Annotated in this window: 11 protein-coding genes and 1 tRNA gene; 8 read left to right on the top strand and 4 right to left on the bottom strand. The window is 41.5% G+C overall.

Going from position 1 to position 15,553, the window contains the following annotated elements; genetic code table 11:
* Window positions 1-104: 104 nt before the first annotated feature.
* A complete protein-coding gene (locus RR876_RS04595) occupies window positions 105-3,209 on the bottom strand; it encodes a multidrug efflux RND transporter permease subunit (RefSeq protein WP_332476578.1) in 3,105 nt (1,034 codons plus the stop codon).
* Window positions 3,210-3,466: 257 nt separating this feature from the next.
* On the opposite strand from RR876_RS04595, the gene RR876_RS04590 reads away from it, so the two are divergent.
* Window positions 3,467-4,606: a glycerophosphodiester phosphodiesterase gene (locus RR876_RS04590; RefSeq protein ID WP_332476579.1), complete on the top strand. Its 1,140-nt coding sequence runs from the start codon at window positions 3,467-3,469 to the stop codon at window positions 4,604-4,606.
* 215 nt (window positions 4,607-4,821) lie between these two features.
* Window positions 4,822-5,196, top strand: coding sequence for a diacylglycerol kinase (locus tag RR876_RS04585; protein WP_332476580.1), 375 nt, complete (start codon window positions 4,822-4,824; stop codon window positions 5,194-5,196).
* Between the two features lie 103 nt (window positions 5,197-5,299).
* On the opposite strand, the gene RR876_RS04580 is transcribed toward RR876_RS04585, so the two are convergent.
* The gene (locus tag RR876_RS04580; protein WP_332476581.1) at window positions 5,300-6,904 is read right to left on the bottom strand and encodes an isocitrate lyase; all 1,605 of its coding nucleotides are present in this window, start codon (window positions 6,902-6,904) and stop codon (window positions 5,300-5,302) included.
* A 646-nt stretch (window positions 6,905-7,550) separates the two neighbouring features.
* Here RR876_RS04580 and RR876_RS04575 point away from each other — a divergent pair.
* The 4 genes from RR876_RS04575 (at window position 7,551) to RR876_RS04560 (ending at window position 11,980) form a co-directional block, all read left to right on the top strand.
* Entirely contained in the window at window positions 7,551-8,540 is a 990-nt protein-coding gene (locus RR876_RS04575) for a LysR family transcriptional regulator (protein WP_332476582.1), read from the top strand.
* Between the two features lie 129 nt (window positions 8,541-8,669).
* Window positions 8,670-9,998, top strand: coding sequence for a hemolysin family protein (locus RR876_RS04570; RefSeq protein WP_332476583.1), 1,329 nt, complete (start codon window positions 8,670-8,672; stop codon window positions 9,996-9,998).
* Window positions 9,999-10,233: 235 nt separating this feature from the next.
* Window positions 10,234-11,574, top strand: coding sequence for a CitMHS family transporter (locus RR876_RS04565; RefSeq protein ID WP_005400436.1), 1,341 nt, complete (start codon window positions 10,234-10,236; stop codon window positions 11,572-11,574).
* 121 nt (window positions 11,575-11,695) lie between these two features.
* On the top strand, window positions 11,696-11,980 hold the full coding sequence (locus RR876_RS04560) for a hypothetical protein (RefSeq protein ID WP_332476584.1): 285 nt from the start codon (window positions 11,696-11,698) through the stop codon (window positions 11,978-11,980).
* A 48-nt stretch (window positions 11,981-12,028) separates the two neighbouring features.
* Here the strand turns inward: RR876_RS04560 and RR876_RS04555 are convergent, their stop codons facing one another.
* Complete coding sequence (locus RR876_RS04555; RefSeq protein ID WP_004695616.1) at window positions 12,029-12,541, bottom strand: hypothetical protein; 513 nt, start codon at window positions 12,539-12,541, stop codon at window positions 12,029-12,031.
* Window positions 12,542-12,714: 173 nt separating this feature from the next.
* Here RR876_RS04555 and RR876_RS04550 point away from each other — a divergent pair, with 173 nt between their 5' ends.
* Window positions 12,715-13,443: a hypothetical protein gene (locus tag RR876_RS04550; protein ID WP_279043662.1), complete on the top strand. Its 729-nt coding sequence runs from the start codon at window positions 12,715-12,717 to the stop codon at window positions 13,441-13,443.
* Window positions 13,444-13,481: 38 nt separating this feature from the next.
* Here RR876_RS04550 and RR876_RS04545 read toward each other — a convergent pair whose 3' ends face one another.
* The gene (locus tag RR876_RS04545; protein WP_332476585.1) at window positions 13,482-15,248 is read right to left on the bottom strand and encodes an alkaline phosphatase D family protein; all 1,767 of its coding nucleotides are present in this window, start codon (window positions 15,246-15,248) and stop codon (window positions 13,482-13,484) included.
* 213 nt (window positions 15,249-15,461) lie between these two features.
* Between RR876_RS04545 and RR876_RS04540 the strand changes: the two genes are divergently transcribed.
* Window positions 15,462-15,547 (top strand) — tRNA-Leu (locus RR876_RS04540).
* Window positions 15,548-15,553 lie beyond the last annotated feature (6 nt).

Genomic DNA, 15,553 nt, shown 5'->3' with positions numbered 1-15,553 from the left:
TATGCGAGTATAGCAAAGGATCTTTAAATGTCAGGCCTTTCGGCCTGATTGGGTTAAAGGTTCGCTTTACCTATTCGCTGCATACGAATGTTTCGGATTCAAGCTTAAACTTCGTCCTGAGGTGTTCGTCCATGAAACACACGGCGAACCAAGACATACATTAAAGGAATAAATAGCAACACTAATACCGTGCCAAAAATCACGCCACCGAGTACACTCACCCCAATTTCCTGACGACTTGCTGCCCCTGCACCAAAGGCAAAGACCAGAGGTGTAACACCCGCGCCAAAAGCCAAAGACGTCATTAAAATCGGGCGTAACCGTAAGCTTGCTCCTTCCAACGCTGCTTCAATTGCGGTCTGGCCTTTTTGCTGCGCCAATGAAGCAAATTCCACAATTAAAATCGCATTTTTACAAGATAAACCAATCGTGGTCAGCAAGGCAATTTGGAAGTAAATATCATTCGGAAAACCCGTCAGATAACTGAACAGAATATTGCCGCCAATACCGAGTGGAATCGCACTCATGACTGCCGTTGGAATACTCCAACTTTCATAAAGTGCAGCAAGGCATAAAAAGATAAAACCTATTGAGACCAAATACAGCAGCAATGCTTGGTTATTGGACTTGTTTTCTTCGAACGATAATCCGCTCCATGCCAGATCAATACCGTCATGCGCTCGTACCATGTTTTGTACCTCTTGCATGGCTTGTCCCGAACTGACATTTTGTGTTGTATCCGCCTCCATTTCTAGCGCGGTATAGCCCATAAAGCGATTCACCACCTCAGGGCCTCCGCTCCAAGACACTTGGGCAAAATTTGTAAAAGGAATCATTTGGTTCAGATCATTACGTACAGTCCACGCTTGAAGATCATCAGGTTTTGAACGAAACTCGGCATCCCCTTGCATAATCACCCGTTTAATCCGACCACGGTCAATAAAGTCATTGATATAACTTCCACCCCAAGCACTGGATAAGGTGCTATTAATAGCGGTCTGACTAAGTCCATTGGCCAAAGCTTGCTTTTGGTTTACATCCACTTTGAGCTCGGCTTTATCAGGGTTAGAACGTTTATCTAAATTGCTAAAACTAGAGTACTGCTTGGATGCTTCCTGCAAAGTTTTAAACTGGGCTTCTAAATAAGCACGACCTTCGCCATTGATATCACGTATCCAAAACTCCATACCATCGGTTTGACCTAAGCCACTGACTGAGGACGGCATATTCACATTAATTTGCGCATTTCGATGCGACCTAAAATGAGCAATCGCCCGTTCTCGAATCACCTGTGCGGAGTTCTCTTTCCCCTTACGATCATCCCAATGTTTGAGCGCAATAAAACCTTGACCTAAATTTTGTCCTGTTCCTGAAAAATTGCGACCATAGCGAATCATCACCAAATTAATATTGGACTGTTCTTGGTCTAAAAAGTATTGGCGAATTTCTTCTCCTACCACACGGCTTTGACTCAGCGGTGCACCATCGGCCAGTTTAAACTGGACACTTAAAATACCCTGATCTTCACTGGGAATAAAACTGGTCGGTAATGCCCGATAAAACAGCGCAAAGACGGCAATGAGCGCCACAAAAACCACTAGCATGATTTTACTGTGCTGAATGGTCTGGCTACTCAGCTTTAAATAACGCTGTTTTAGCTGATCTAACTTCAGATTAAACCAAGTTGCCCATCGTGCCGATTTATCATTGGGTTTTAAAATTAAGGCGCACAACGCTGGCGTCAGGATCAATGCGACTAGCAATGATAGCGCCATGGCAGCAACTAAGGTCATTGAAAACTGACGGTAGATCACTCCTGTCGAGCCACCGAAAAAAGCCATGGGAATAAACACTGCGGTTAACACCAAAGTAATCCCAATCAATGCCCCACTGATTTCCTGCATCGATGCAATTGAGGCTTGTTGAGCACTCATCTGCTGTTCATGCATCAGCCGTTCAACGTTTTCCACCACCACAATCGCATCATCCACCAGCAGCCCGATAGCTAAGACCAATGCAAATAAGGTTAAGGTGTTGATACTCATCCCGAGCACATACAGAATGGCGAGCGTGCCCAAAATTACAACAGGCACAGTGATGGTCGGAATCAGTGTCGCGCGCCAGTTTTGTAAAAATACAAACATGACCACAATCACTAAAAGTACTGCTTCAAACAGTGTTTTGACCACTTCCTTAATCGACTCTTGTACAAAAGGCGTGTTATCACGTGGATAAACAATTTGATAGCCTTCAGGAAGTTTAGAGGACAAACGGCTGACTTCTTGTTTGATCAATGCCGAAGTTGCCAGTGCATTGGCCCCTGAAGACAGTGAAATACCCATGCCCGCTGAAGGAAAACCATTGATGGTATTAAACGACTGGTAATTTTCCGCGCCCAGTTCCACCCGTGCGACGTCTTTTAAATAAATAAAACTACCATCGCGGGTCGATTTGACAATGATGTTCTCAAATTCTTCAACGGTTTTTAAACGTGTACCTGAGGTAACTTTGGCATTTAAATATTGATCTGACAGGCTGGGTAACTCGCCAATTGCCCCTGCGGCCACTTGCGTATTTTGCGCTTCAACCGCTGCACGAATATCACTCGGCATCAATCCATATTGGCGCAGTTTATGCGGATTCAGCCATAAGCGCATGGCATACTGCGCACCAAAAACATCAACCTCACCAACTCCATCAATACGGGCTAAATCTTGCTCCAAATGCGTCATCATATAATCTGACAGTGCAATATTGCTGCTTTTGCCTGTTTGGTCATATAGGCCAATCACCATATGCGTATCGCCAAGCGACTTATAGACATTGACCCCTTGACGCTGTACATCTTCTGGTAAACGGTTAATCACCCCATTGATGGCATTTTGAACTTGAACCTGAGCGGTATCTGGGTCAGTTCCATTCTCAAAACTAATGCTGATTCGACTACGGCCATTCGAGTCACTGCTCGAACTAAAATACAGCAAATGATCAATCCCTTTAATTTGCTGCTCTAAAACCTGAGTGACGCTCTCCTCCACCGTCTCTGCTGACGCACCTGTATATGTTGCACTCACCGTAATTCGCGGAGGTGCAATATCGGGGTAGCGCTCTACAGGCAACTGGAAGGTGGCAAATAAACCAAATGCCATCACGATAATCGCCAGCACACCAGCAAAAATTGGACGATGAATAAAAAATTTAGACAGCATGGGTCTGCGGTACTCTTCGGTCTGAGGCTAGATCTAGCAACTGGATATCACTTCATGCTTGATCTTCTATGACGAATCATTAAAAAACAAGACTTAACAACATGAAATAGAACATTAGACCTAAATATGAAGAAACTATGAAGAAAGCTTTTTGACCAATTGATGACATCCTGTAATTTTTCGCAATTTGTCATTGATCTGAGATATTAAAATTGAACACTGACTCCGCAACACCACAATAAAATGTTGAGGAACACATGTTAAAAAGAACATTATTAAGTTTTATTTTTTTAAGTTTATTGGGCTGTCATCATGATGAGAAGGATAATGCAGCGTCACAAGCACCGCCAAACAACGCCGAATACCTTGAGCCTACATTGCTCATTATTGGACATCGCGGCGCCAGTGCGCTACGTCCTGAACACACCTTAGCCGCTTATCAAAAAGCAATTGATGACGGTGCAGATTTTATTGAGCCAGATTTGGTGCCGACTCTAGACGGTTATTTAGTCGCTCGCCATGAAAATGAAATCGGAGGAACCACCAATGTCAGCAGCTTACCGCAGTTTGCAGCGCGGAAGACCAGTAAAGTCGTTGATGGCGTGACTTACACAGGTTGGTTTACTGAAGACTTTTCTTTAAACGAGCTGAAGCAACTGAAGGCACGAGAACGTATTCCAGAAATTCGCCCAGCGAACATCCAATATAATGATCAATTTGATCTTCCCACTTTAGATGAAATTATTGAACTCGTAGATGCGCACTATAAAAAGACAGGAAAAATTGTGGGCCTGTATATCGAAACCAAACATCCCAGTTATTTCCAAGGTCTCAATTTAGCCATGGAGCAACGTCTATTAACCACGCTGGCCAAACACAGCTATAGTCGTGACATTGCGCCTATCTATATCCAGTCATTTGAAGTTAGCAACTTAAAACAGATGCGTCAGCAGTTAGATCAATTAAAATCGATTCGACATGTCAAAATTATTCAACTCTATGGTGGAAAGTCCGAACAACCAGCCGATGCCGTGCTTGCCAAATCGACACTCCGCTATAGTGATATGGCAACGCCTCAAGGACTAAAAGACGTCGCAAGTTATGCGCATGGTATTGGGCCAAGTAAAACATATATCGTGCCGAATACTCAGCCGGCGACCCCGACCAGTTTTGTGAACGATGCACATGCAGTGGGCTTAAAAGTACATCCTTATACCCTACGCCCAGAAAATAATTTCTTACCAGACTATTTAGACTGTAGTGCCTTTGCCGCTGAAAAGTGCGAAAAAGGCGCGCTGGCTGAGTTTGAAATTTTCTTTAAAGCTGGAGTTGATGGTGTCTTTACCGATGATCCTGCTTTAGGGCGTAGAGCCGCCAATACCTTTTTGAAAAAATAGAATAAATCACTCACAAAGTAAACCAGACAACTGAGCATCTCGTTTGCTTCAAACCCATATCCATCCTTTAACTATAGAGATTAAAAAGCAGGCTTTTTTAATCTCTTTCTCCTTATTTTAGGTGTGCATAGATTAAGCACTTTTTGAATACTATAATTAAGTGACTTTTAATATAGATCATGTATTGTGGCTGAAATTTTAAAATGGTTGATGGTATGAGCCAATATTCCCCACTCAAAGGCAAATCAGGTTTTAAACGTATTTTTAATGCAACACATTATTCTATTTCAGGTTTTAAGGCCGCATTTGTGCATGAAGCTGCTTTTCGCCAAGTCCTGTTGATTAACCTGATTCTGATTCCAACAAGCTTTTTCTGTGAGGTCAGTCGCTTAGAACAAGCCCTCATGGTAGCCGTCTGCTTACTTGCAATTATTGTTGAATTGTTCAATTCAGCCATTGAGGCGATTGTGGATCGTATTTCACTAGAGCGCCATGAGCTTTCAAAAAATGCCAAAGACATGGGTAGTGCTGCACAGTTTGTTTCTTTAAGTATGATCTTTATTGTTTGGCTGCTGATTCTGATGCCTTAACGTTTTTGTTCAATATTTCACTTTCAAGCTGTTCAACAAGCTCAAAATTAACTCATAAAAAAACCCTGCTTTCGCAGGGCTTTCTTTTGAATCAGTTCAGTGCTTAGTGAGCAGCGAATTGGTTCATTGTGTTTTTAGCATCATCGTGCGCTTTAAGAGCGTTGTCACCAGAGAAGATTTCTTTGTGATCATCACCGATGTCAGAACCTGCCATTGCTTGGTGTTTAACACAAGCGATACCACCACGGATTTCTTTACGTTGTACGCCAGCAACATAAGCCAACATACCTTCAGAACCGAAGTAACCTTGTGCAAGCTCATGAGTAGAAAGCGCAGCAGTGTGGTAAGTCGGAAGTGTGATCAAGTGATGGAACACACCCGCTTCACGAGAAGCGTCTGCTTGGAAAGTACGGATCTTAGCATCAGCATCAGCAGCTAATTCAGTCGCATCGTACTCAGCGCTCATTAACTTAGCACGGTCATAAGCAGAAACGTCTTTACCTTCAGCAACCCAACGGTCATAAGACTGTTGACGGAAGTTTAACGTCCAGTTGAATGATGGAGAGTTGTTGTAAACAAGCTTCGCATTTGGAACAGTTTCACGTACACGGTTAACCATGTGCGCAATTTCGTCAACGTTTGGAGTCGCAGTTTCGATCCAAAGAAGATCAGCACCATTTTGTAAGCTAGATACGCAGTCAAGTACAACACGATCAATTTGAGTGTCAGCACGGAACTGGTACAAGCCAGAAGCTAAACGCTTAGGACGGTGAAGTTTACCATCACGCTTGATCAAGATTTCATCTTCTTGAGCATCAGCAATGTCAATTTCAACAGTGTCTAGGAAACCAATGTATTGAGAAGCGATGTCGCCTGGCTCTTTAACCACTGGGATTTTTTGAGTCAAGTCTGCGCCTTCAGAGTCAGTACGCGCAACGATGATACCGTCATCAAGACCCATTTCTAAGAATGCATAACGTAATGCATGGATTTTAGAGATGAAGTCTTCGTGTGGAACAGTTACTTTACCAGCTTGGTGACCACATTGTTTCGCGTCAGATACTTGGTTTTCGATTTGTAGTGCACAAGCACCAGCTTCAATCATTTTACGAGCAAGTAAGTAAGTCGCTTCTTCGTTACCAAAACCAGCATCGATGTCCGCAATAATTGGTACGATGTGAGTTTGGAAACCGTCGATTTGAGCAGTGATTTCAGCAGCTTTAGCAGTATCGCCTGCTTCGTTTGCTTTTTTAAGCGCACGGAAAAGGTCGTTTAATTCTTTCGCATCAGCTTGACGTAAGAACGTGTAGATTTCTTCGATCAACGCAGGTACTGAAGTTTTTTCATGCATAGATTGGTCAGGAAGTGGACCAAATTCTGAACGAAGTGCAGCAACCATCCAACCAGAAAGGTAGATATAACGACGGTCAGTTGTGCCGAAGTATTTTTTGTTCGCAATCATTTTTTGTTGTGCGATGAAACCGTGCCAGCAGCCTAAAGACTGTGTGTATTGGCTAGAGTCAGCATCATAAGCAGCCATATCACGACGCATAATTGCAGCTGTGTATTTAGCGATATCTAAACCAGTTTTGAATTGGTTTTGCATTTGCATACGTGCAGCATCTTCTGGGCTAATATCGCGCCAAGTGCTACCGAATTTTGCTTTTAATTCGCGGATTGCATCAATCGCTGTTTGATATGTAGTCATGATATTTCCTGTAATAATATTAGGATTTTCTTCAACGAAAAGCTAAAATCAGACCCTCAAGCTTTTGCTGAGATTTAGAGCGCTTCGTTGCGATGAATACAGATTAGATTGACAGAATAAATTAATCCAATATTCTGCATTAATTTTCAGTATTTATTTAAAAAATACATAGATAAAAGTCTAATTATATTTCGATAAATCAAAATTAAGTATTTGTTATTATTAAAATTAAATAAAATAAGAAAAACCTAAAAAATACATACTTTGTCGAATATTTCTTCATTAGACTTAAGTCTCGGCCATTGAGAAAAAGAGTCCCAACCGAAAATCAATACTTAATTTGACCCAAATGACAAAACTCAATTTTCAGAAAAAAGAATATTTATCACGCTTTTATTCCACCAATAACAAGCCATCTCAAGCCATTTTCTATGGCGATATTATTAGACTCAATTCACACATATTGAGACATTGTTTTGAGCTGATACTCCCTCTATTTTAAGCATAAAAACCCATTTTCTGAGAAAATGAAGGGGATATTCTTTATCCAACCCGATGCTTTTTTTTTCGTCAGTTTATTACACAAGCCCGATGGCTTATGGCATAATGCAAATAATTTCATGATTTTATTCTCGGTATTTATTTTATGAATCTGGAGCGGGTTGATCTAAACCTCTTAATTTACTTGGACGTACTTTTACGCGAAAAAAATGTAACCCGAGCAGCTGAACAATTGGGTGTCACCCAACCAGCAATGAGTAATATTCTACGTCGTCTTCGTAACTTATTTAATGATCCCCTGCTAATTCGCTCTTCTGAAGGTATGACACCGACCGAACGGGCTTTAGAATTACAACCCCGCATACGTGACGCTCTTTCTGATCTCTCCATGATTTTGGAACCTCGTACCGAGTTCCGTCCTTATACTTCAAACCGTGTTTTCCGTATTATGACTTCGGACTATGCCGAAGCTACTTTAGTTCCCCGCCTCGTTAAAGCACTGCGTTCAGAAGCACCCAATGTGGTCTTAGACTTCTTAACCCCAAGTGATGTGTCATATCGTGATATGGAACAAGGTAAAGTTGATCTAGCTATTAACCGATTCAATGAAATTCCACAAAGCTTCCACCAAGTTTTAGTCTGGCGTGACAGTTTTTCATGTTTGCTCAATGGTAAACACCCCGCTGCCAGCAACTTAAACCTAAAAAGCTATCTTGATGCACAGCATATTTGGGTTTCTAAAACAGGTATGGGCGTTGGTTTCGGTGTTAACCCTGAAAAACAAGCAGGCCTAGGTTGGATTGATCAAGCTTTAGAGCGTATTGGACAGAAACGTAAAATTTCGGTCTTCACTCGACATTATCAAATGCCTGCACTATTGGCTTCAAATGTAGACTTAGTCGCGACTTTACCTACCCGTATTGCACGCCTACAAGCCAAAAGTCAAAATCTCCTGATTAAAGACCCACCTTTTTATATTCCAGAATTTGAGTTGAAAATGGCATGGTGCCCACTGTTGCATCACCATCCTGCACATCGCTGGCTTAGACAACTGATTCTGTATGTGGCACGTCAAATGATTGAGGAAGAAAATCGTGAGTTTTTAGGCAATAACACGCAATTCTCACATTATTAAGTATTCAAGCTCTAAATAATTCATTTTCATACCAATAACTCAGGTATGATAGAAGACAGTAAGTGATTACTGTCTTTATTTTTTTGTGTTAAAAATATTCATAATAACGATGAATCACAGGTGGATTCCGTGAGCCTTTTTCAAAACATAGTTATCATTCTAATCCTGATTGCTGGGGCGGGTTTCTTGTCTCTGACAGAAATTGCACTGGCAGGAGCACGTAAGGTCAAGCTAAAAATCTTGGCTGAGTCGGGCGATGATCGCGCACAGAAAGTTTTGAATTTACAAGAAAATTCTGCTGACTTCTTTGCCGCTTCACAAATTGGCTTAAACGCAGTGGCAATCTTGGGCGGTATCTTAGGTGAAGGGGCTTTTCGTCCTTACTTCATGAGCTTTGTTTCTCGTTTTTATACTGGCCCTTGGTCTGAAACCATTAGCTTTGCTCTATCTTTCACTTTAGTCACCTCCTTGTTTATTTTGTTTGCCGACCTTATGCCCAAACGTTTGGCCATGATTGCCCCAGAGAAAATATCTATTGCGGTGATTAATCCCATTCAGGTGTTTATTAAGGTCTGCAAACCTTTGGCTTGGATTATTAATGCTCTTGCCAACTTGTTATTCCGCCTGTTTAAAGTGAATACCACCCGTGATGACAACATTACCTTTGATGACATTTCTGCGGTGATGGATGCTGGTGCGCAAGCAGGAGTCCTGCAAAAGCAAGAACATCATTTCATTGAGAACGTATTTGAACTTGAAGAGCGGAACGTACCTTCAAGTATGACCACGCGTGAAAACGTGGTGTATTTTACTTTAAATGAATCCGAAGCCAGCATCCGTCAAAAATTAGCCGAATATCCCTATTCAAAGTTCTTGGTGTGTAGTGTAAATATTGACGATGTAATTGGCTATGTCGATGCCAAAGACATTCTGGTTCGTATTCTGAATAATCAATCTTTACTCCAACTCAATGAAAGCACCATTCGTAATGTTCTCACCATTCCGGACACATTGACCTTGTCTGAGTTGTTAGACCGTTTCCGCTCCACCAAAGAAAAGTTTGCAGTGGTGATTAACGAATATGCTTTGGTAGTAGGCGTCATCACCTTGTCAGACATTATGATTACGGTGATGGGCGATTGGGTGACTCCTATTGAAGCCGAACAACAGATTATTAAACGTGATAATAATTCATGGCTGATTGATGGCAGCACGCCGATTGAAGACATGAAGCATGCACTGGCCATTGATGAAATGCCTGATGAAGAAAATTATGAAACTTTGGCAGGTTTTATGATGTACCGTCTACGCAAAATTCCACGCCCTGCCGATACTGTTGAATACGCAGGCTTTAAATTTGAAGTGGTCGATGTCGATCATTTTAAGATTGACCAACTTTTAGTGACGCGCTTACTTGAAGAAACACTACAGCCTGAAACCAAAATAGTCGATGAATAGAACATCGCCTTGAATCAAAACCTTGCAACTGCAAGGTTTTTTTGGCTTCAGATTTAACTATATGGAGTTATACAAAATAAGTATCTTAACCATACTTTATAGATATATATTATTTATTAGAAAAATAGAACGAAAAATCACATATGTTTAAGAGCATTTAAAAATCATGCCGAATTGCATACTATCGCTGTCACTTGATGAATAAACAGACTTAACACGTTCAAAGGATTGATCCATGCTGACCATTTTAGGTTTAGGCATGATTATGTGCTTCATGTACTTAATCATGTCCAAACGACTGAGCGCTCTCGTTGCTTTAACTTTAATCCCTATCATTTTTGCATTACTTACTTATGTTTTAAGTCTCTTTGTTGACAACCTTGCTGGATTTGATATTGCTGAACTTGGCAATATGATGATGGAGGGCATTAAAAAGCTCGCTCCTACGGGCGTAATGCTTCTTTTTGCAATCCTTTATTTTGCAATTATGATCGACACGGGTTTATTCGACCCTTCAGTAAAATGGATTTTAAAGCAGGTTAAAGGCGATCCTTTAAAAGTGACCCTCGGCACCATTACGCTGACTTTAATTGTTTCTTTAGATGGTGACGGTTCAACCACATACATGATCTGTGTTGCCGCAATGCTACCACTGTATAAGCGTATTGGTATGAGCCCTTTAATTATGGCCTGCCTAATGATGCTCGCGAGCGGCATCATGAACCTAACCCCATGGGGTGGACCAACAGCACGTGCTGCAACTGCATTGCATGTCGATCCAAACGATGTTTTTGTTCCGATGATTTTACCAATGCTGGTTGCAATTGGCTGGTTATACTTCCTTGGCTTTATGTATGGCCGTATGGAGCGTAAGCGCATTGGTATTGTGGAATTAGATATTAGCCATGGTGACAGCATTCAGATTTCACAAGAACCTGAAGCCAACCGTGCCCACTTAAGATGGTTTAACGCACTACTGACTTTGGTCTTGATGGTCTGCTTAGTGATGGGTGTTTTACCTGCGGCTATTCTATTCATGGTGGCGCTGTGTATTGCCTTGGTGGTGAACTATCCTGATTTAGACATGCAAAAGCGTTTGGTTGGTAACCACTCTGCCAGTGCCTTAGCTGTAGTCGGGATTATCTTCGCGGCAGGTATTTTTACCGGTATTTTGTCCGGTACAGGTATGGTGGAAGCCATGTCTCAAGAACTGGTTGCCATTATTCCAGAAAGTATGGGGCCGTATTTAGCACCAATCACGGCTGTGATTAGTATGCCGCTGACCTTCTTTATGTCGAACGATGCCTTCTACTTTGGTGTACTGCCTGTACTCTCTGAAGCTGCTGGACACTATGGTATCACTCCTGTGGAAATGGCCCGTGCATCGATTGTTGGTCAACCTGTACACTTACTGTCTCCATTGGTTCCATCGACTTACTTACTCTGTGGGTTGGCAGGAATTAACTTTGGTGAACACCAAGAATTTACCATCAAATGGGCGGTGATTACCTGTTTAGTCATGCTAGTTACAGCAATGGTCTTTGGTATTTTCCCACTTTACTCAACGCTGGGTTAATCAAATACCCACACTGAGTTATAACGACCAGAAAGCTCAATAACCGATAAATACCCGATGTATCACATCGGGTATTTTCATTTATAATGCCTTGATATAACAATACAATAGAGTCAAGCTTATGTCTTTTTCATTGCCTGCTGTGCTGGCATGTACTTTCTTTTATTCTGCGCTTTATCTGATTTACTATTATTTCACCCAATACAGCCACACGCTGCTGATCGTAAGTGCGATTGTTTTCCTGATTTTAGCATGGCGGATTACACCTTATGCTTATGAACGTGGGCAACGAAGCTTTAACGAGACTCTGTCTTTTGGACAGTATTTCTGGAATCCACTCATTACATGGTGGCGACTGTTCATTTGGCCCATCAGTTTATTACTGTCTTGGATTTTCCATAGTTAATATAAATCTATAAAAAAAGCACCTGAAGGTGCTTTTGAAACGAAGATCTTAACGACCATACAATTCAAGCAATTTATCTAAAGTCGCTTGATAGTGAATGGTAATATCTTCAGATAAAATTTTATATGCGCTGTCAAACTGAACCATTGGCCAGCCTTCTTTCCAAAATGGGAAGATGTTGTGCAAATCATGTGTCACGGTCGCATCTTCACGTACAATTGCTTGTGCAACTTGTGACAAGACCTGTGCTGTTTCCGCACCATCAATCGCCATGTAGTCAATCCCACGTACTTTTAAAATACGGATGCGGTCTTTTTTATAGCGAATTTTTTTGGCTTGACCTTCGTTCAGGCCTAATGCCAAAGCTACAGCTTCAACAAATTTACTTTCAAAAGATTGGTTTAAAGCCACAATCGCAAGTTTATGTGCTTCTTGACGACCCGCTTTACCACCTTTACGAATCTCTTCTTTTGCCTCTGTATCAAGCTCATCGTCTTTCATAGACTGCAATATGTCTAAAATTTCGATATCACTTAAAGATTCAGGAGAATGATCAGTCATGAACTGCCCTTAGACAAAAAAATTGAATCCGACATTTTCGCATAATTCAGAGTGAAAAAGCGAAATTGTTGTACTTTTCTCTGTGAATATTCTGTTTCATGTATTTTTTTGAGTCTTCCCCTTCCAAATCTACTATAGTAAAGGCTGTTTTTCTCATACGCTCTTTTTTGACGATGCAATCCAAACAAGTTCAACTGTTACTGCAACAATTAGAGACCCGCTACCCTGCCGCTTTTAAACGCAATTACTTGCTTTATAGTCAAATAAAAACACGTGGTATTTTAGATGACCAGCGTGAAGTTATTCCGTGGGTTTTGGCGGTGATGATTTTTATTCCAATCAGCTTAATTCTGAAAGATTTTTACTTAACGCATTTGGAGAATCTCGATCCGCTCCAAAGTCATAGTTACGCCATTATCAGTATTTTATTAGCGCTGATGTGGATCTTACCTTTTGTCATTAAGCAAATTAAACATTCATCAAACTCCTTGTATCAACTGCAACGTCATGCGCCCATCAAACTCGCTGCGGTGATTCTTTTAAGTGGACTAAATCTGATGTTCATTGAAAGCAGTTTGCTGATGTGGATCTTGTTTTATTTTGGTGCGAACTTTGGTTTTGTGCGCTTCTATAAAGAAAATTTATTTCGAGACCACAGCCAGTCGGTTGAACATCACCAGTTACAACAACTCAGACGTGTCTGTTTTTGGGCCTATAAGCAAACGGTCAAATCTCGACTCCAATTACGCTTTAGCTCCCATAAATCTGAAGATTATCAGGCACGGAAAACCCAGCTGGGGCATGAAGCAGATTTGTATGTACAACTGCTGAAGTATGAGCATGCTTACTGTAAGCAGATTAAGCACATCGATCTCGACAGTTATATCGATGAAAAATTATAAAAAACCGAGCAATGATGCTCGGTTTTTCTAAGGTCATTTTATGCCGTTTGCTTTAACGCACTGACTGGCAATAATGTCGGGTCTAATATCACTTGATGCGAGCGAGTTTCATCAACGATGTATTCTTTGTGCTTAATGCTATCCACAAAAATCCAATCCGCTTGTACTTGCTCTGCGGTAAAACGGACTTTCAAATAACCACGTTGATTCAAGTTGCAATAATTCAACTCCTCAATCAAACTGGTAAATGCAAATTCAAATGCTTGTAGTTGCTGCATAGGAATGGACAAATATTTCTCCAACCCAGGGGAAGAGACTGAACTGGTTGCCAACTCCACGCCAACCACCACCCCATCTTTACTTGATAAATCCGAAGCCCAAGCATTATGGGTATCTCCAGCAAGGACCACAACTTTTTTCTTAAGTTGTGCCAAAGTGCCATACAAAATTTCACGCTCAGCAAAATAACCGTCCCACGCATCTAAGTTATAAGGTGCAGTAACCGAAAGACGCGCTTTCTCCTCTGGACTTACGGTTGGATCAGCTGCATCCATTCGAGCTTTAATTTTTAATAGTTCAGTGATTTGTGTGGTGATTTTGCTTAAGGTCTCAGGACTAGGATTTCCTGCTGTAATTTCTGCCAGCGACATTAACAATTCTGCTGGAACAAACATTTTGCTCATCAGAATCTGCTGGCCGAGTACATTCCATGTTGCCGTAGATTGCTGAAGTTTATGCAATAACCAATTTCGCTGCTCCACACCCATCAAGGTACGCGCAGGATTGATTAAATCGGCTTGGAATTTTGCAATATCTAAACCTGTAGCAGTCATATAGTTTGCATAATCTAATTGCACATTACGCGCAATAGTCCGTGTATCCAGCATCGTCAGTTGAACAAGCGTGCCAAAATCAAATTGACGATAAATCTTGATATGCTGATCATCAATTGGACGGATTGGCATCCACTCAAAATAGGCCGCCAGTGCCGCAAGTTTACGCTCAAGGAAATCGCCTTCAGTATCTGACTGATGATTTTCAGCACCCTTTTCCCAGGTATCATTTGCGAGTTCATGGTCATCCCAAATCACAATAAAAGGATGACGTTGATGCGCGGCCTGCAAATCTGGATCTAGTCGGTATAAAGCATAACGTTTGCGATAGTCATCTAAGCGAATAATTTCTGTATTATTATCATCCGCCAGTGCACGCCCCATCGCCACAGCCTCTTCCGTTGCGTATCCCCCCATGCCATATTCGTAAATGTAATCCCCCAAATGAATCACAACATCTACATCCTGTTTTGCTATTTCTTTATAAACATGGAAATAGCCTGCTGGATAATTTGAGCATGAGCACACTGCAAACTGTACCGACTGTACTTGCGTTGCCAAGGTTTTGGTTTGCCCTGTGATTGAATACTTCGACGCCGATTTAAAACGGTAGAAATAAACTTGTCCCGCAGCAAGTCCCGTCACATCCACTTTCACAGTAAAATCTTGTGCAACTGTAGTCAGCACCTTTCCTGTTGCTGTAATGTGTTTAAAGTCTGCATCTTTTGCCACTTCCCAGAGCACCTCTAAGCGCGCACTGCTGTCCGTCGGTGTTACACGTGTCCAAATGATAACTTGAGTTTGTAAAGGATCACCACTGGCAACCCCATGCAAAAACTGCACTTGCGTAGTGGGCTGTGTGTTTGAATCGGCGTCATCACCACAAGCGGTCAGTGAAATAGGTAAAGATAAAGCACCAAATCCTGCCAAAGTTTTTTGAATGAGTTCTCGGCGGTTCATTTTTTTTGTCATGTGGATTGCCTAAAGACGATATGGACTTGAAATTTATGCGAAAAAGATGACATTCATATCTCTAGTCGATGACACTTTTATGAAGCTTGAACAAGTGCAGCACAGTTAATTTTGCTATTTTTTAAACATAAACCGCTGAATTGATTGAAAAGAAAGCAAATAATCACAAATAGACTTGCCAACTTTTATTTCGTCCTCTATTATTGCGCTCATGCCCGAGTGGTGAAATCGGTAGACACAGGGGATTTAAAATCCCCCGCCCACAAAGCGTGCCAGTTCGAGTCTGGCCTCGGGCACCATTCTTA

The sequence above is a fragment of the Acinetobacter sp. genome, assembly GCF_036666595.1.
Lineage (GTDB): Bacteria > Pseudomonadota > Gammaproteobacteria > Pseudomonadales > Moraxellaceae > Acinetobacter.
This window is presented reverse-complemented; position numbering and strand designations above follow the sequence as displayed.

Excerpts from the sequence above, each read along its gene's own strand:
- RR876_RS04560 (WP_332476584.1), top strand. The coding sequence starts at position 11,696 with ATGTCTTTTTCATTGCCTGCTGTGCTGGCATGTACTTTCTTTTATTCT.
- RR876_RS04565 (WP_005400436.1), top strand. The coding sequence starts at position 10,234 with ATGCTGACCATTTTAGGTTTAGGCATGATTATGTGCTTCATGTACTTA.
- RR876_RS04595 (WP_332476578.1), bottom strand. The coding sequence starts at position 3,209 with ATGCTGTCTAAATTTTTTATTCATCGTCCAATTTTTGCTGGTGTGCTG.
- RR876_RS04585 (WP_332476580.1), top strand. The coding sequence starts at position 4,822 with ATGAGCCAATATTCCCCACTCAAAGGCAAATCAGGTTTTAAACGTATT.
- RR876_RS04550 (WP_279043662.1), top strand. The coding sequence starts at position 12,715 with ATGCAATCCAAACAAGTTCAACTGTTACTGCAACAATTAGAGACCCGC.
- RR876_RS04590 (WP_332476579.1), top strand. The coding sequence starts at position 3,467 with ATGTTAAAAAGAACATTATTAAGTTTTATTTTTTTAAGTTTATTGGGC.
- RR876_RS04580 (WP_332476581.1), bottom strand. The coding sequence starts at position 6,904 with ATGACTACATATCAAACAGCGATTGATGCAATCCGCGAATTAAAAGCA.
- RR876_RS04575 (WP_332476582.1), top strand. The coding sequence starts at position 7,551 with ATGAATCTGGAGCGGGTTGATCTAAACCTCTTAATTTACTTGGACGTA.
- RR876_RS04545 (WP_332476585.1), bottom strand. The coding sequence starts at position 15,248 with ATGACAAAAAAAATGAACCGCCGAGAACTCATTCAAAAAACTTTGGCA.
- RR876_RS04555 (WP_004695616.1), bottom strand. The coding sequence starts at position 12,541 with ATGACTGATCATTCTCCTGAATCTTTAAGTGATATCGAAATTTTAGAC.